Annotated in this window: 15 protein-coding genes; 9 read left to right on the plus strand and 6 right to left on the minus strand. The window is 61.4% G+C overall.

What is annotated here, in order from left to right:
- Positions 1–12: 12 nt before the first annotated feature.
- The 5 genes from ACK2VC_RS08545 to chrA all read right to left on the minus strand — a co-directional run bounded on the left by ACK2VC_RS08545 (position 13) and on the right by chrA (position 6,537).
- Positions 13–1,209, minus strand: a complete 1,197-nt coding sequence (locus ACK2VC_RS08545) for an acetyl-CoA C-acetyltransferase (protein ID WP_486729915.1) — start codon at positions 1,207–1,209, stop codon at positions 13–15.
- A 15-nt stretch (positions 1,210–1,224) separates the two neighbouring features.
- Positions 1,225–3,051: a bifunctional isocitrate dehydrogenase kinase/phosphatase gene (aceK, locus tag ACK2VC_RS08550; RefSeq protein WP_486729916.1), complete on the minus strand. Its 1,827-nt coding sequence runs from the start codon at positions 3,049–3,051 to the stop codon at positions 1,225–1,227.
- Between the two features lie 488 nt (positions 3,052–3,539).
- Positions 3,540–4,724, minus strand: a complete 1,185-nt coding sequence (locus ACK2VC_RS08555) for an isovaleryl-CoA dehydrogenase (RefSeq protein ID WP_486729917.1) — start codon at positions 4,722–4,724, stop codon at positions 3,540–3,542.
- Entirely contained in the window at positions 4,721–5,170 is a 450-nt protein-coding gene (locus ACK2VC_RS08560; RefSeq protein WP_486729918.1) for a PaaI family thioesterase, read from the minus strand. Before ACK2VC_RS08560 ends, ACK2VC_RS08555 begins: the two co-directional genes overlap by 4 nt.
- A 140-nt stretch (positions 5,171–5,310) precedes the next feature.
- The gene (chrA, locus tag ACK2VC_RS08565; RefSeq protein ID WP_486729919.1) at positions 5,311–6,537 is read right to left on the minus strand and encodes a chromate efflux transporter; all 1,227 of its coding nucleotides are present in this window, start codon (positions 6,535–6,537) and stop codon (positions 5,311–5,313) included.
- A gap of 164 nt (positions 6,538–6,701) precedes the next feature.
- On the opposite strand from chrA, the gene ACK2VC_RS08570 reads away from it, so the two are divergent.
- The gene (locus tag ACK2VC_RS08570) at positions 6,702–7,346 is read left to right on the plus strand and encodes a LysE family transporter (protein ID WP_486729920.1); all 645 of its coding nucleotides are present in this window, start codon (positions 6,702–6,704) and stop codon (positions 7,344–7,346) included.
- A gap of 36 nt (positions 7,347–7,382) precedes the next feature.
- On the opposite strand, the gene ACK2VC_RS08575 is transcribed toward ACK2VC_RS08570, so the two are convergent.
- A complete protein-coding gene (locus ACK2VC_RS08575) occupies positions 7,383–8,402 on the minus strand; it encodes a LysR substrate-binding domain-containing protein (protein ID WP_486729921.1) in 1,020 nt (339 codons plus the stop codon).
- A gap of 123 nt (positions 8,403–8,525) precedes the next feature.
- On the opposite strand from ACK2VC_RS08575, the gene ACK2VC_RS08580 reads away from it, so the two are divergent.
- The 8 genes from ACK2VC_RS08580 to ACK2VC_RS08615 all read left to right on the plus strand — a co-directional run bounded on the left by ACK2VC_RS08580 (position 8,526) and on the right by ACK2VC_RS08615 (position 17,434).
- Positions 8,526–9,344 (plus strand): aspartate dehydrogenase, encoded by an 819-nt coding sequence (locus tag ACK2VC_RS08580; RefSeq protein WP_486729922.1) that lies wholly within the window; start codon positions 8,526–8,528, stop codon positions 9,342–9,344.
- Positions 9,345–9,355: 11 nt separating this feature from the next.
- The gene (locus ACK2VC_RS08585; RefSeq protein WP_486729923.1) at positions 9,356–10,141 is read left to right on the plus strand and encodes an SDR family oxidoreductase; all 786 of its coding nucleotides are present in this window, start codon (positions 9,356–9,358) and stop codon (positions 10,139–10,141) included.
- A gap of 18 nt (positions 10,142–10,159) precedes the next feature.
- Complete coding sequence (locus ACK2VC_RS08590; protein ID WP_486729924.1) at positions 10,160–10,855, plus strand: RraA family protein; 696 nt, start codon at positions 10,160–10,162, stop codon at positions 10,853–10,855.
- A gap of 28 nt (positions 10,856–10,883) precedes the next feature.
- Positions 10,884–12,047 (plus strand): Gfo/Idh/MocA family protein, encoded by a 1,164-nt coding sequence (locus tag ACK2VC_RS08595; RefSeq protein ID WP_486729925.1) that lies wholly within the window; start codon positions 10,884–10,886, stop codon positions 12,045–12,047.
- A gap of 10 nt (positions 12,048–12,057) precedes the next feature.
- The gene (locus tag ACK2VC_RS08600) at positions 12,058–13,182 is read left to right on the plus strand and encodes an ABC transporter ATP-binding protein (RefSeq protein ID WP_486729926.1); all 1,125 of its coding nucleotides are present in this window, start codon (positions 12,058–12,060) and stop codon (positions 13,180–13,182) included.
- Between the two features lie 2 nt (positions 13,183–13,184).
- Entirely contained in the window at positions 13,185–14,867 is a 1,683-nt protein-coding gene (locus ACK2VC_RS08605) for an ABC transporter permease (RefSeq protein WP_486729927.1), read from the plus strand.
- Between the two features lie 141 nt (positions 14,868–15,008).
- Positions 15,009–16,127 (plus strand): extracellular solute-binding protein, encoded by a 1,119-nt coding sequence (locus ACK2VC_RS08610; protein WP_486729928.1) that lies wholly within the window; start codon positions 15,009–15,011, stop codon positions 16,125–16,127.
- 29 nt (positions 16,128–16,156) lie between these two features.
- On the plus strand, positions 16,157–17,434 hold the full coding sequence (locus ACK2VC_RS08615; RefSeq protein ID WP_486729929.1) for a Rieske 2Fe-2S domain-containing protein: 1,278 nt from the start codon (positions 16,157–16,159) through the stop codon (positions 17,432–17,434).
- Positions 17,435–17,441: the final 7 nt, after the last annotated feature.

The raw sequence follows: 17,441 nt of genomic DNA on the forward strand, positions 1-17,441 counted from the left end.
CGACAGGCAGCGTCAAACCAGCTCGATCGCCATCGCGGTGGCTTCGCCGCCGCCGATGCACAGCGAAGCGACGCCGCGCTTGCCGCCGGTTTTCTTCAGCGCACCGATCAGGGTGACGATGATGCGCGCGCCGGAGGCGCCGATCGGGTGACCGAGCGCGCAGGCGCCGCCGTGGATGTTGACCTTGTCGTGGCCGATGCCGAGTTCCTTCATCGCCGCCATCGGCACCGCCGCGAACGCTTCGTTGATCTCGAACAGGTCGACTTCCTGGGTGCTCCAGCCGGTCTTCTGGTACAGCTTCTCGATCGCGCCGATCGGCGCAGTGGTGAACCAGTTCGGCTCCTGCGAATGGCGGGCGTGGCCGACGATCTTCGCGATCGGCGTGCAGCCGAGTTTCTTCGCGGTCGATTCGCGCATGATCACCAGCGCGGCGGCGCCGTCGTTGATCGAGGACGACGAGGCGGCGGTGATGGTGCCGTCTTTCTTGAATGCCGGCTTCAGCGCCGGGATCTTGTCCAGCTTGGCTTTGGCCGGGCCTTCATCCTTGTCGATCACGACCTCGCCGCCGCGGCCCTGCAGCGTGACCGGGGCGATTTCCCAGGCGAACCAGCCATTGCTGGCGGCAGCCTGGGCGCGCTTCACCGATTCGATCGCGAACGCGTCCTGCGCCTCGCGCGTGAACTGGTATTTGGCCGCGCAATCCTCGGCAAAGGTGCCCATCGAGCGCGCATTGCCCTTTTCATCCTTGGTATACGCGTCTTCCAGGCCGTCCATCATCATGTGGTCGTAGATCATGCCGTGGCCGATGCGGTAGCCGCCGCGCGCCTTTGGAATCAGGTAGGGGGCGTTGGTCATCGATTCCATGCCGCCTGCCACCACAACTTCATTGGTGCCGGCCACGATCGAGTCGACCGCGAACATCGCTGCCTGCATCGCCGAGCCGCACATCTTCGACATCGTCACGGCGCCGGCCGAAGTCGGAATGCCGGCCTTGACCGCTGCCTGGCGCGCCGGCGCCTGGCCCTGGCCAGCCATCAGGCAGTTGCCGAGCAGCACGTCCTGCACCTGGTTCGGATCGAGGCCGGCGCGCTCCAGCGCGGCGCGGATCGCGACCGCGCCCAGATCGTTGGCCGAGAGCGCTGAAAAATCGCCCTGGAAGGCGCCCATCGGCGTGCGGGCGGCGCCTACGATGACAATCGGATCGTTCATGATAATTCCTTCAGTTCAAGGTTGGATGGTTGACGAAACGGGTTCCTGAGGTGGCAGTGCCGCCGGTTGCGCGGCGACGGCCTGATGGCTGAAACGCAACTCCTGCGGATACGGATAAACGTCCTCCAGGTGACCTTCCATTATCCGCTGTTTGCGCGTCTGCCAGAACTCGGCGGTGAGCAGGTCGGCGTGGTGCTTCAGGAAGAATTCCTTGACGTGCGGATTGCCCAGCAGGAAGGTTCCGAGTTGCTCTGGAAAGACGTCGTTCTTGTGCACCGGATACCAGGGCTCGGCCGCCATTTCCTGCTCTTCGTTCTGCGGCGTCGGAATCACGCGGAAGTTGCAGTCGGTGATGTATTCGATTTCATCATAGTCGTAGAACACCACGCGCCGCTGGCGGGTGACGCCGAAATTCTTGTACAGCATGTCGCCGGGGAAGATGTTGGCCGCCACCAGGTCCTTGATCGCATTGCCGTATTCGCGCACGCCGTGTTCCATGGCTTCCATGTCGCCGCGCTTTTCGGCCTTGGTCAGCCAGATGTTGAGCGGCACCATGCGCCGTTCGATGTACAGGTGCTTGATGACGATCTGGTCGTGGTCTTCCTCGATCATCGACGGCGCCACCTCCTTCAATTCGGCCAGCAGCTTGGGCGCGAAGCGCGCGCGCGGGAAGGCGACACTGGAATATTCCAGCGTGTCGGCCATGCGGCCGACGCGGTCGTGGTTTTTCACCAACTGGTATTTTTGCTTGACCTCGGCGCGCGTGGTTTCCTTGGGCGCCGGGAAATGGTCCTTGATCACCTTGAACACGTACGGGAACGACGGCAGCGCGAATACCGCCATCACCAGCCCGCGGATGCCGGGCGCGACGTCGAAGCGATCCGACGAATGCTTCAGGTGGTGCAGGAAGTCGCGGTAGAACAGGGTCTTGCCCTGCTTCTGCAGGCCGAGGATGGTGTAGATCTCGCTCTTCGGCTTGGTCGGCATCAGGCTGCGCAGGAACTGTACGTAGGCCGACGGCACTTCCATGTCGACCATGAAATACGCGCGCGTATAGGAAAACAGCACGCTGATCTGCAGCGGGTCGAGCAACACCGTGTCCAGCACCAGCTGGCCCTTGCGGTTGTACAGGATCGGCACCACGAATGGATATTCGCGGTTGCCGTTGATGCCCTTGCCGACAATGTAGGCGCCCTTGTTGCGGAAGAACAGGCTGGCCAGCACCTGGATCTGGTGGTTCGGCTCCAGCGTGGCGGCGCCGAATTGCGCCCGCAGCCGCGCTTCCACCAGCGCGACGTCGCGCTCCAGGTCGGCAAACGGCGCGCTCAATTGGAAATTGGTGACGATGCGCGACAGCGTCGCGCGCAGGCCATCCTTGCCCGGGTAGTAGACGCGGTAGGTCGGCGCCGGCTCTTCGGTTTCGATGTATTCGGTGGCCACCGCCGGCCGCACGAAGATGAAGCGGTTATGGAAATGGGTGCGGTGGCGCACCTTGCAGAACACCGAATTGAAAAACGTTTCCGCCAGCTCGGGCCGCTTGTGGTCGGTCAACAGGCCGATGTAATGCAGCTTGACTTCGTGCCAGACTTCATCGGTCAGTTCGCTCTGATGGTATTCGTCTTCCAGGATCTGCACGCATTCCAGCACCCGCGCGTCGTAGAACGCAATGCGGCGGGTGGCCGCGGCCTGCGCGGTCTTCCAGTCGCGCGTCTCGAAATAGCGCTTGGCATCCTGGCTGGCCTGGCGGAACAAGCGGTAATGCTTGTCGAAACCGTCCAGCATCGTGCGCGCGATGTCGAAGGCGATTTGCGAGGACAGCAGTTTGGGGAAGGCTGCGTGCATGGGAAGCGGGAGGTGGTTTTTTCAGATCGCCAGTTTAGCCGGGTTGGAGCAAGAGTTCGTGATTCCTGCGGTTCTGGTTTTTGCCATGCTGTCTCGTCCTGTCATTCCCGCGGGTTCAGGCGGGAATGCAGCGTCGTTCATCGCTTACTGATCCGGTCGCCACTCCGTGGCGCTTTGCCGGGGATGGCCCGGCGGCCACTTACTTTCTTTGCTTCGTCAAAGAAAGTAAGCAAAGAAAGACGACCGCAAGACGCTGGCCTTCGGCTTCCCGCTGGTGTGGCGCCAAAATCGGGAAATGAAACCAACTCGCTGCGCTCAGACATGTTTCGTTTCTGATCCATTTTCCCGCCGACACAAACGGCAGCGTCCCAAGCGGAAGTAATTCAACGGCAACTTCAAAATCGCCGCGAACACCTCACATACTCCCAATGGATGCGCATATTTCCGCCCTTTAAAAGTCAGTTTTTAGAACATACTCCAGCTCACATCTAACGCGTCTCGCCAAACAGCTCGCGGCCGATCAGCATCCTGCGGATTTCGCTGGTGCCGGCGCCGATTTCGTACAGCTTGGCGTCGCGCCACAGGCGGCCGGTCGGGTTTTCGTTGATGTAGCCGTTGCCGCCCAGGGTCTGGATCGCTTCGCCGGCCATCCAGGTCGCCTTTTCGGCCGAGTACAGGATGGCGCTGGCGGCGTCCTTGCGCAGCGCGCGCACCGCCTCCGGTGTCGCGGCGCGGTCGCAGGCCTGGCCGACCGCGTACACGTATGCCTTGCAGGCCATCATCGTCGAATACATGTCGGCGATCTTGCCTTGCATCAACTGGAATTCGCCGATCGGCTGGCCGAATTGCTTGCGCTCGTGAATGTAGGGCACCACCGCGTCCATGCAGGCCGCCATGATGCCGAGCGGGCCGCCGGACAGCACGGTGCGCTCGAAGTCGAGCCCGGACATCAGGACGTTGACGCCCTTGCCGAGGCCGCCCAGCACGTTTTCGGCCGGCACTTCGCAATCCTGGAACACCAGCTCGCCGGTGTGCGAGCCGCGCATGCCGAGCTTGTCCAGTTTTTGCGCAATCGAAAAGCCCTTGAAGCCCTTTTCGACCAGAAACGCGGTCATGCCGCGCGCGCCGGCTTCGATGTCGTTCTTCGCATACACCACCAGCGTGTCGGCGTCGGGGCCGTTGGTGATCCACATCTTGGAACCGTTCAGCAGCCAGCGGTCGCCCTTGAATTCGGCGCGCAGCTTCATGGAAACCACGTCGGAGCCTGAGTTCGGCTCCGACATCGCCAAGGCGCCGATGTGTTCGCCGGAAATCAGCTTCGGCAAATACTTGGCCTTTTGCTCGGGCGTGCCGTTGCGCTTGATCTGGTTCACGCACAGGTTGGAATGGGCGCCATACGACAGCCCGACCGAAGCCGAGGCGCGCGAGATTTCTTCCATCGCGACGATGTGCGCCAGGTAGCCCATGTCGGCCCCGCCGTATTCCTCGCCGACCGTGATGCCGAGGATGCCCAGCTCGCCCATCTTGCGCCACAAATCCATCGGGAACTGGTCGCTCCGATCGATTTCCTGCGCGCGCGGTGCGATTTCGGCGGCGGCAAACTGCTGCACGGTTTCGCGCAGCGCGGCGATGTCGGCGCCGTGGTCAAAGGTCAAGCCGGGCAAGTGGATCATGCTGTCCTCAAGGTTTTGTCTGCGGGGATAACGAACAGGGTTTGCTGCATCACGGCGCACAGTTTTTCGACGCCGTCGCGCACCGCAAAGACGTCGGCGCGCGCCACCACCAGCGTGCGCCCGACCTTCAGCACCGAGCCGCGCGCGAGCAGCGCCTGGCCGACGCCGGGTGCGACGATATTGATCTTGTATTCGGCGGTCAGGCATTCGGATTCCGGCAGCAGCAGAGTATTGGCGGCATAGCCACCGGCCGCATCGGCGACGGTGCCGATCACGCCGCCGTGAAAATAGCCGTGCTGCTGGGTCACCACCGCGCTCATCGGCAGCAGGATTTCACAAGTGCCCGGCGTCAGGTTCTGCAGCCGCGCGTCCCATGCCATCAGCGCGCCCTGGCGCGCAAAGCTGCGCTGCAGCAGCGTGGCGATGGTGTCGGGGACGGTCGGCATGGGCAAAATCGGCTAGTGGATAAATGGTGATGCGGCTGCATATTATCAACGCTGGCGGTCATCATACCCAAGATTGACGTTTACGTAAACGTAAAGCAATCCGGCCGTCGATTGCCGCTTGCGGCTTGCGCCAGCCACCGTCAAAAAATGCCGCTCAACAACCATCCGGCCGCCGCGCAGCCGAGCACGACCAGCCAGGGCGGCAGCTTCCAGAACATCAGCGCCACCAGTGCCAGCAAGGCCAGTCCGAAGTCTTGCGGCTGCAATACGGCGCTGGTCCAGACCGGGTGATACAGCGCTGCCAGCAGCAGGCCGACCACCGCCGCGTTGACTCCGGCCAGGGCCGCCCGCGCGTGCAAGCTGTGGCGCAGCTGCTCCCAGAACGGCAGCACCCCGATCACCAGCAGAAACGACGGCAGGAAAATCGTGCCCAGGCACAGCGCCGCCCCCAGCCACCCTCCGGGCGCGAACGTCAGCGACGCCCCGAGGAAAGCAGCAAAGGTAAACAGCGGACCGGGAACCGCCTGCGCCGCGCCGTAGCCGGCCAGAAAAGCGTCGTTCGCGACCCAGCCGCTGGGCACCACCGCTGCCTGTAGCAGCGGCAGCACGACGTGGCCACCGCCAAACACCAGCGACCCGGCGCGATAAAAGGCGTTGACGATCTCCAGGATCGGCCCCGGCCAGACCCGCGCCGCCAGCGGCAGGCCGGCCAGCAGGACGAAGAACAGTGCCAGCAGCGCACTGCCGAAACGCCGGCTGACCGCTATCGGCAGCGGGTCATGCGGCGCAGCCGCCTCCGGGGCCGGCTTGAACAACACCCAGCCGACGGCGGCAGCAGCGGCGATTACGCCGACCTGGCCGCCGGCGCCGGGCCACAACAGGGCACTGCAGGCGCACAGCGCGGCAATCGAAATCCGCGCCATATCGGTGCACAGATTGCGCCCCATGCCCCATACCGCCTGCGCCACCACCGCCACTGCAGCCACCTTCAAACCGTGCAGCACGCCGCCGGGAACGGCATCGCCCCAGGCGGACAGGCCGAGCGCGAACAGCACCAGCAGGATTGCCGATGGCAGCGTGAACCCGGCCCAGGCCGCCAGCGCACCCGGCAAGCCGGCGCGCGACAGTCCGAGCGCGATGCCGACCTGGCTGCTGGCGGGGCCGGGCAGGAACTGGCACAAGGCCACCAGGTCGGCGTAGCTGCGTTCGCTCAGCCAGCGCCGACGCGCGACGAATTCATCGCGGAAGTAGCCCAGATGGGCGATCGGGCCGCCAAACGAGGTCAAGCCCAGGCGCAGGAACAGCAGAAACACCGTTCCTGCGCGCGCGGCGGCAACTTTCCCGACTGCATGCTCTGCTGACCACATCCGCCACTCCATTGATGAAAACCGCCTGCCTATCCGTCGAATCAATCAACTACCTGCAAGCTGCAGCGATTATCCCTTGCCGCCTGCGGCCGCGAAGAAAATTCCAGCGCCCCTACGCCCGGCGCCGCCGCGCGGCATAATGCTCGCTTTGCCGGAAAATTTCGATGAGCCTCACCGTCTGGATCACCTTCGTCGTCGCCGCTTGCCTGATCGCCATTTCGCCCGGTTCCGGCGCCGTGTTGTCGATGTCGCACGGCCTGTCGTATGGCGTCAAGAAAACCACCGGCACCATCCTCGGCTTGCAGGCCGGCCTGCTGCTGGTGCTGTTCATTGCCGGGGCCGGGGTCGGCTCGATCCTGCTGGCGTCGGAAGTCGCCTTCAACGCGGTCAAGATCGTCGGCGCGCTATACCTGATCTATCTCGGTTTTTCGCAATGGCGCGCGCAGGTCGTGGTCGATCCCGCGCTGCCGGCGCGCAGCCGCGCGCATACCGTGGCGCCGCCCTGGCGCAAGCGTTTCCTGCTCGGCTTCCTGACCAATGCCACCAACCCCAAGGGCATCGTCTTCATGGTCGCGGTGCTGCCGCAGTTCATCACGCACCAGGCCGCGCTGCTGCCGCAACTGCTGATCCTGGCGGCGACCATGTGCACGATCGATCTGCTGGTGATGCACAGCTATGCGCTGGCCGCCGCCAGCATGCAGCGCTATCTGCGCGACGCCCATGCGGTCAAGCGGCAAAACCAGGTGTTCGGCGGCATTCTGATGGCGGTCGGCGCGGCGCTGTTCTTCGTCAAGCGCAATCCATCCTGAGGCGCCGACCCAACCGGCAGAGATCATATCCGCCGCCTACTGGCTGGTTGGACGCTCTGCCTCGACGGACTGGGGAACCTGTTGAAACTGTTTCCGAACCCATTTTCGGAACGCCGCCATGTGATATTCCTCTCCACGCTGCGCCAGGCTCAACAGGTAGTATTCCCCGGCGCTGCGCACCTTGTAGTTCTCGGCCCAATACAGGCCGCGAGTATCCGAATTGGCCAGTACCAGCTCGGGAATCAAGGCGACGCCCAGGCCTTGCCGGGCGGCATCCAGCGACATGAAAAAATGTCCGTACTCGATGCGCGGCGTGGCGGGCAGTTCGGCCAGACCATAGGTCCTCATCCAACCGGCCCAGGCATCCGAACGGCTGCTGGTATGGATGAGCGGCAGGTTCTGGAATATCTGCACATCATCCAGGTGCGCGGCTTCTTCCAGGATGTTGGGCGAGTAAACCGGCACCAGGATGTCCGGCACCAGTTCCTCGGCCAGGAGGCCGCGCCAATCGGTCGTCATTTCCAGATCGATGGCTGGCATCTCCTTGGTGTACTGATGGCCGGGCTTGGGGCCGACCCGGATTGCCACGTCCACTCCACCGGCATGGAGGTTGGCCGGCTCGATCGAACTACTGATGCGGGTTTCTATATTCGGATACTCGCGCGTGAAGCTCCCCAGCCGCGGCATGACCCACGCCGTCCCCACCGAAGGCAATACGCTGATGTGCAAAATGGCATGTTCCTGATGCCGCTGGAGCTGGTCGGTCGCCGCCCGGATTTTCAAAAAGGCTTCGCTGACTTCGTCCAAGTATTTCCGGCCGATTTCGGTCAGTTCGACTTTGCGGGTAAGGCGGGTAAACAGCTTGATCCCCAGCTCGTTTTCCAACGTCCGAATTTGGCGGCTCACCGCTCCTTGCGTGACATGGAGTTCCAGTGCGGCCTTGGAAAAGCTCTGCAGACGCCCGGCTGCCTCGAAGAAGCGCAAGGCAATCAGCGGCGGCAATCGGTTATTCATGACATTCAATCCTTCTGACACGTCCGTGGTTGCAGGGCCCATACATTACCAAAAATCATAGTGAGCCCGTGAACAAATCGTTTGTCCGGTTTTGGGCCACCACCTATAGTTTTCCGAGGGGTGCATACCAATTTGGTAATTTGATATGTGAATCAAAGGAAAATAATGAGTGGTAGAACTGACTTGAAAGTGGCGATTGCGGGTCTGGGCGCAATCGGAGCCGCGCTGGCGAAGCGGCTGGATCAGGGCGAAGTGTCTGGATGCGTGCTCAGCGCGGTCAGTGGCCGCGATCCGGAAAAAACGAACGAATTCATCAACACTCTGCGCCGCCCGGTGCCGAACCTGCCGCTGGATGGGCTTGCCCGGGCAGCCGACATTATCGTCGAGTGCGCGCCGGCGGCCCTGTTGTCGCAGATCGTCGAACCGGCATTAAGCGCGGGCAAGAAAGTGATTGTTCTCTCGGTCGGAGCGTTGCTCGATCGGCCGCAGCTGATCGAAAGCGCCGCCGAGCGCGGCGGCCAGATCCTGGTTCCCTCGGGCGCTCTGCTCGGGCTGGATGCCGTGACGGCGGCCGCGGTGGGGAAGATCGAATCCGTGAAAATGGTATCGCGCAAACCACCCAAGGGTTTCGAAGGCGCACCGATCCTTGCCGAAAAGAACCTGAGCATCGAAAACCTGACCGAGCCGCTGTTGCTATATTCCGGCCCGGCACGGGGCGCCGCCACCGGTTTTCCGGCGAACCTGAACGTGGCGGTGGCCCTGTCGCTGGCCGGCATGGGTCCGGATGAGACTCAACTCGAGGTTTGGGCCGATCCGGGAATCGTGCGCAACACCCATCACATCGAAGTGGTATCCGATGCCGCGTTGCTGCACATGACGATCGAAAACATTCCCACGGAAAACCCGAAGACCGGCCGCATCACCGCGCAAAGCGTTATTGCCATGTTGAAAAAAATGACCGCACCGATGCGTGTGGGCACATAGGAGGAGTTTCCATGGATCTGGGCATCAGCAACAAGGTCGCGCTCGTGACGGGCGCTGGCGGCGGCTTGGGGGGCGCAATCGGTGCCTCGCTGGCACGCGAAGGCGTCAAAGTGGTATTGGCCGACATCAACGTGGATGCGCTCGAGCGAGTGAAGCAAGCCATCTGCGCGTCCGGCGGCGACGCGATCGTCCTGCCGTGGGATCTGGCCGATGTCGACGGCGCCGTGCGGAACATCGCAAGCATTCAGGAGCAGTGGGGAGGGGTCGACATTCTGGTCAACAATACCGGAGGGCCGCCACCGACCCTGGCGCACGGGGTCAAGTCCGCGGACTGGCAAAAATACTTCCAGAGCATGGTGTGCAGCGTGATTCACCTGACCGACCTGGTATTGCCGGGCATGCGCGCCAGGCAGTGGGGCAGGATCATCACCAGCACCTCGTCGGGTGTCGTGGCGCCGATTCCCAATCTGGGCATTTCCAATACCCTGCGCTCCGCCCTGGTCGGCTGGTCGAAAACGCTGTCCCGGGAAGTAGCGCCCGACGGTATCACCGCCAACATCATCCTTCCCGGCCGCATCGCCACCGCACGCATCGAGCAGCTGGATCAGGCCAAGGCCCAACGCGAGGGCCGCGAACTCGCGGACGTGGTGCAGGAAAGCACCGGCAGCATTCCGGTCAAGCGCTATGGGAAGCCCCAGGAATACGGCGATACGGTTGCGTTTCTGGCCAGTCAGGGCGCTTCCTATATTACGGGCTCCGTGATTCGGGTCGACGGCGGCTTGATCAACAGCATCTAATTAACCTACGCAAGAAACATGAAACAGGAGCAAGCAATGTTTTCCAAAGAACAACGAAACGAAATCCGCCGGCGCTACCAATCGGTGGATACGGCCAATGTGGCTGACGTCCTGGACACCTTGGGCTATCTCAATCAGGGCCTGGCACAGGAATTTTCGCCCTTTCCATCCGGCGCCCCGCGTTTGGCCGGCTGGGCCTATACCATTCACGGGCAGATGATGCCCTACCCGCTCGGTGGCGACGCTCGGAAGATGGAAGCCTGCCAGGGCATCACCGAGGGTGAAATCAGCGTATGGAGCGGCGATGGCGAGGGAATCTGCTATTTCGGCGAGCTGATTGCGCTGGGAATGAAGGAACGCGGCTGTGCCGGCGCTTTGGTGGATGGCGGCATTCGGGACGTCCGCTGGATCGGCGAACATGGGTTTCCGGTTTACGCGCGCTATCGCACTCCGGTCCAATCGATCGGCCGCTGGAAAGTAACCGGCCACCAGGTGCCGGTCTATCTGCGCGGCGCCACCACCAAGACGGTTCTCGTCCGCCCCGGGGACTTCATCCTGGCCGATGAAGACGGCGCCATCGTCATTCCGGCGGAAGTGGTCGAAAAGACCCTGGTCGAAGCAGAAAAGCTGACTGCGACGGAGCGTCAGATTCGTGTGGAGCTGGCCAAGGGCTTGACTCTGGCCCAAGCCTTGGCCCAATACGGCCACGTCTGAAAATCAAGGCGGACGGAGAGGAGACAAAATGAAAATCCGGTTTGGTATTTGCGGGCTGGGATTCGCCGGCTCGGTGCTGATGGCTCCTGCAATGAGGGAGCATCCCCATGCGCAGATCGTGGCAGCCTGCGATCCGAATGAAGATGTCCGGACCCGATTCGGGCAGGAATACGGCATCCCGGTGTTCGGCTCGCTGCAGGAAATGATCGAGCACGGGAACCTGGATGCCGTCTATATCGCGTCGCCCCATCAATATCACTGCCAGCAGGTGATCGAGGCCAGCGCTCGCGGGCTGCACATTATCGTCGAAAAGCCCCTGACCTTGAGCGAAGACGAGGCGGACCAGATGATTGCGGCGACCGATGAGTCCGGGGTTCACCTGGTTGTCGGAACCTCGCGCAGCCATGATCCGGTGATACGCACGATGCGCCAGATCGTCCGGAGCGGCGAGTTTGGCCGCGTCTCGATGTTGAACTGCTTTAACTATACCGATTTCCTGTATCGCCCGCGCCGCCCGGAAGAACTGGATACCCGGTTAGGCGGCGGCATCATTTACAACCAGCTTCCGCACCAGATCGACAGCATCAAGGCGATCACCGGACAGCGCGTGGTCGCCGTGCGCGCCATGACCGGGCGGCTGGACCCGAAGCGCCCCACTGAAGGCAATTGCGCCGCGCTGCTGACCCTGGAAGACAACGCCTGCGCCGTCGTCGTCTACAGCGGCTACGACCATTTCGATAGCGACGAAATGCATTTCTGGATCGCGGAAGGCGGTCGCAGCAAGACGCCGAACCATGGCAATGCCCGCAAGGTGCTGCGCAATCTGCAAGGCGATGAAGGCGAACTTCGGCGCTCGCGCTACGGATTCGGCGGGCCGGTCGCGCAAGCCATGGCCTCCGGCAATGTGGGGCGCAAGCAGCCCCATTTCGGCGTGATGCTGGTCACCTGCGAGCACGCCGATCTGCGCGCGTCGCCGGAAGGCGTACTCGTCTATGCAGACGAAGGCATCCGGGAAATTCCGGCCTTGACCGGCAATGGCGCGTTTGGGCAAGGCGACACCATCGACGAACTGTACGACGCCATCACCGGCAAGACCCCGACCCTGCGGGATGCACACTGGGGCAAGGAAACCCTTGCCGTCTGCCTGGCCATTCTCGAATCGAGTGCCACCGGAAAACAGGTGGAACTGTGAGGGGGCGGCAATGGGTTTGACGGTTACCGGACTTTCAAAAATCTATGCGCGCCATGGTCAGGAGCATCAGGCGCTGAAAAGCATCTCGTTTTCCGCGCCGACCGGCGCTTTCGTGACGCTGCTCGGCCCAAGTGGCTGCGGAAAATCGACGCTCCTGAACCTCCTCGCCGGGCTGGACCGCCCGTCGTCCGGACGCATTGAAGTCAACAACGTGGCGGTGTACGACAGCAGCCAGTCGCTGTTCATGCCGCCGGCGAAAAGAAACATTTCCATGGTGTTTCAAAGCTACGCCATCTGGCCTCACATGACGGTGCGGGAAAACATCGCATTTCCGCTCCAGCATGGGCGCAAGCGCAAGGAATCCAAGGCGGAACGCGAGCGCATCGTCGCTCTGGCCCTGGAAAAGGTGCATCTGACGGCATTCGCCGATCGCCCCGCGCCCTTGCTCAGTGGCGGACAACAGCAGCGCGTGTCGCTGGCCCGGGCGATCGCCCAGAGTCCGGGGCTGATCCTGCTCGATGAACCCTTGTCGAATCTGGACGCCAACCTGCGCGAGGCGATGCAAAAGCAGATCCGCTCGGTGGTGACGGATGAGGGCATTACCGCCGTCTACGTTACCCACGACCAAAAGGAAGCGCTGTCCATGTCGGATGTCATCATCGTCATGAACGATGGCGACATCGAGCAGATCGGCACCCCCTACGAGATTTACTACAAACCGCGAACCCATTTCGTGGCGAAGTTCATGGGGTTCCCGAATCTGGTAGAAGCGACCGTTTCGGCGGTCGATGCCAATGCCAGGCGTTTGACGGTGCAATGCGCCCTGGGTCCGTTACTGGTGTCCTGGCAGGGTGACAATGTCGAGACTGGAGACAGGATTACTCTCGTCCTGAGGCAGGAGGACTTCGAGCCGCTGCCGGCTGGCCAGGAGACGTCCCCGGCGGAAAACGCCTTTCGGTTTTCCATCGCCCAGCGGGTGTTTCTGGGGGAGCGGATGGAACTGGTGTGTCGCGCTCCGAATGAAACGCAGAGAACCGTTTCCATCTACGTCAACGCCCGCGCCGTGCCGGCGGACGCCGATACGATTGCACTCCGTTACCTGTCCGACAAGATCCACTACATCCGGGAGTCGTGAATATGGTAGCGATTCTCGGGCTGGCCAGCTTTCTGGTCATTTCTCTGACGGTGCTTCCCCTCATCGTGCTTCTGGTGACCAGTTTGCGGCCGCAGGGCAGCCTATGGCTGGATGGCGGCGGCTTCACGCTGGAAAACTTCGTCAATCTCGCCACCCAGTCCGGCCTGGGGCAATTACTGTCCAATACCGTCATCTATGTCGGCGGCACGATTGCCCTGGCTTCGATCTTCGCCACGATATGGGCCTGGATTACCGAGCGAACCGATTTTCGCTACAAGGTAACGGTGCGTGTGATGATGATCGTCACGCTTTCATTGCCGACACTGATCCAGGGATTCGGCTGGATTCTCCTGCTGAATCCCAGCAACGGCTATGTGAATCACCTGCTGCGGACTTGGTTCAATCTGAGCACGACCTCCGGACCAATCAATCTCTACAGCCTCGGCATGATGGTAGTCGTCAGCAGTTTCCTACTGACCCCAACCATCTACGTCATGTTGTCCGGCATCATCAGAAACATGGATTCCAAGCTGGAATTTCCGGCCACGCTGGCCGGCGTTTCGGCGTCCAAGGTGTTGCTCAAGGTGGTCGGACCCATCCTCCTGCCTGGATTGTTGTCGGTGTTGATCTACACCGTGATGATCATGATCCAAGTCTTTGAAATTCCGCTCTCCATCGGTTTGACCGCCGGCATCCAGGTTCTCAGCACCCGGATCTACCTGCTGAGCACGGCCGAGCTGGGCGCTCCGAACTACAACCTGGCCGCCGCGTTCGGCATCGTGCTGGTGCTGATCGCCTTGTTCCTGGTCTTGCTGTACCAGCGCTTCACGCGGGAATCGGAAAAATTCGCCGTCATCGGTGGCAAGAATTTCCGTATTCTGCCTAGCAGCCTCGGGTGGCGCAAGCACCTCGTTTCCGTCTATGGCGTGGGCTTCTTCTCCCTGGCGTTCATGCCGATCCTGATATTGCTCTGGGCCAGCCTGTTGCCGTTCTATACCCTGCCTTCGCTGGAAGCCACGGCGTCGCTTTCCTGGACCAACTATGTGGAGCTGTTTGCGTCGCCAATGTTTCAGCGCAGCCTCAGCAATACGGCGATCGTGGTCATCCTCGGGTCCACGTTGACGATGGTCATCAGTTTTCTTGTCGCCTATGTCACCGTGCGGCCGACCAGCGAATGGTGCCGCTGGCTCGATGTACTGGCCTTTCTGCCCATCGCGATTCCCAACATCGTGCTCGGCCTCGCGGTACTTCTGCTGTACGTGAAGACCCCGGTTTATGGAACGATAGGCGCGATCATGCTCGCCCAGGTGCTGGTGAACATGGTTTTCGGAACCCGCATCCTGTCGTCGGCATTGATTCAGGTCCATCCGGATATCGAGCGCGCTGCCAGTCTGGGGGGAGTCGGTCGCATCAGCATCATGCTGCACATCCTCGCGCCGATCTTGCGGACCCAGATTTTCAACGGCTGGCTGCTGGTGTTCGCTCACGCGATGCGCGACGTCGGCGTGCCCCTGATTTTCCTTACCACCAAGACCGTCATGCTGAGTTCGGCGCTCTGGATGCTGTGGGGCTATCCGGACGTGCCCAGCGCAGCCGCACTGTCGATCATCCTGGTGCTTCTGCTGACAGCCGTGGTTACTCCACTGCAGATCTACATGGCCAGGATCGATGAACGCACTCAGTGAACGATATGAGCAGCAATCATGCATTAGCGTCAAAGAAATCGTTTGAATGCGCTGCCCTTAATTCCTAGAGTAGCGCAACAAGGAAAGAATTCTCTGAAACTCCCTACTTGATTTTGCCAACGACAATACGGAAGAGACACAATGAAAATTCAACTGAAATCCATCAACAAATCCCGCATCCGCCTCAATGCCGGCGCCCTTATGGCCGGGGTATGCCTGGCCATGCCGGGCCTGAGCTGTGCAGCCGACAACGCCGCGATTGTGGAACAGGCCCGCAAGGAGGCGGCTCAAGGTCCGTTCATGATCATGGTCAGCTCCCCAAAGTCCGAGAAGGCGCAGCGGCGCATCATGGACGCGTTCCAGAAGCGCTTCAATCTCAAGCTGAACTGGGAGTGGACTCCCCTGACGTCGACCGTATCCGCCCCCCGCGTATATCAGCAAGCGCAATCGGGGCTACCGGTGCCAAGCGCCATCGGCGGTTACGGTTACAACACCTATGAGCATTGGTTTGCCAAGAACAACCTGGACTTCAAGGTCAATTGGGTCGAGGATTTCGGGCAAATGTTTCCAAAGATCCGCCGCGCGGCGGTGGACGGGGTGCTCCCCAGCTACCAGAACCGCATGCTGCGGCAGTGGGACGTGCAGTACGTCATGGTCTATAACAAGAACCTCGTGAAACCGGAAAACGTACCGAAGAGCCTCGAGGAATTGACCAAGCCGGAGTGGGAAGGCCGCTTCGCGATGGCCAATAACACGCCGCCGCCACTCGATATTCTTGCAGTCCAGATCGGCAAGGACAATGCCGTGGAACTCACCAAGAAGCTGATCGCCAACAAGCCCCGCTTCAAGCCCGGTCCTCCTGCGGTGGTTGGCGCGATTTCCAGCGGCGAGGTGGCGGTGGGCGTGTCGGGCTACACCGCCTTGGCCGAAGCCCAGAAACAGAAGGGCGCTCCGATCGAGTGGGTACCGCTGGACACGATGCCCATCGGTCCGCTGTTCATGTTCATGCTGAAGGGGGCTCCTCAGCCCAACCTCGGCAAGCTTTTCCTCGCCTGGCTGGCCACTGAAGGTGCGGCACTCCAGGAACAGGAGGAATTCCTGTCGCTGTATTCCGACCCGGATTCGTCCACCAGCAAGAAGATCCGGGCGATGCGGCCTAACGTGACGGTCGTCGAAGTGAAATCCGAGGAGCAACTCCGCACCTCGGAAGAAGCCGCCAAGGAGATCATGGCCGCCGTCGCCGGCGTGGCCGGCAAGTAAGAGAAAGAGAAAGAGAAAGGGTAATCATTGTGTTGACCAAAGAAAACAACGAGCGCCTTTGCAGGGTGGGCGCCGAAACCCCAGGGAACGAATTGTTTCGCTCATTGTGGTTGCCCGCCTTGCTGTCTTCGCAACTGCCGGTGGGTAGCCGAACCCCTGTGCGCCTCAAGCTTCTGGGCGAGGAACTGATCGCGTTTCGCGACGGGAGTGAGCAAGTCGGCATTACTCAAGCGCATTGCTTGCACCGTGGCGCTCCCCTTTTTTTCGGCAAGGTCGAAGACCAGGGGATCCGCTGTTCCTATCACGGATGGTTGTATGCCAAGAGCGGGCAGTGCCTCGAGTTGCCAAGCGAGAGCAACTCCAGCCTTTGCCAGAAAATGCGGCTGGTCGCCTATCAGGTCGAAGAAAAGGCCGACATCATCTGGATCTACATGGGCAAGGGACCGGCCCCGGAGCTGCCCAAGTTCCCCTGGATCGATTTGCCGGCCAAACAGCGACTGGCCACCGTCTGGCTCCAGGAAACCAATTGGGTCCAGGGCGCGGAGGGCGAGATCGACAGCTCCCACGTCTCGACCCTGCACAAATCCGATCACGGAATCGCATCGGACCGGGTGCATCGCACCTATACGTTCAAGGATCCGAAACCGCAACTGAATATCGAAGAAACGTCGATCGGATTCATGTCGATCGCTCGGCGTCGTGCCGACGAGCAATATTATTGGCGTGTCACGCAATGGATGGCGCCGATGTTCTCCGTGATTCCGAGTGCCGCCTGGCCCATCGGTGGCCGCGCCTGGGTGCCGATCGATGACGACAACACCTATTGCTGGGATTTCAGCTACGTACTGGATGGCGAGTTGCCCAAGGAATTCTACGATTTCGTGGCAAGAGGAGTCTCGTTCCCTCCGGAATATCGTTACGAAGCGATCCGGCTGAACACCGGATCGATCATCGACACCTGGCAACCGGTCCGCAATATGCGGAACGACTACCTGGTCGATCGGGCCGCGCAACGTGGCACACCGACCACCGGGATCCATGGGGTCAACGATCAGGACCGCGCGATGCAGGAGGGCATGGGCCGGATTGTCGATCGCACCAAGGAAAAGCTGGTCAGTGCCGATCTCGCGATCGTCATGGCGCGACGCAAGATATTGGATTTCCTGGCGACACCGGAATCGCTGGAACGATTCCGCCAATTGGTCCAGGACGGCACCGCCTTCCAGACCGCACCGGTCGACACGGTTGTCGACACCGGGGATGTGAAGACTTTCCTCGAGCGCCTGGCCACCCCGGTGGAGTCCTGACATGACG

The sequence above is a fragment of the Herbaspirillum sp. WTB6 genome (assembly GCF_057457785.1).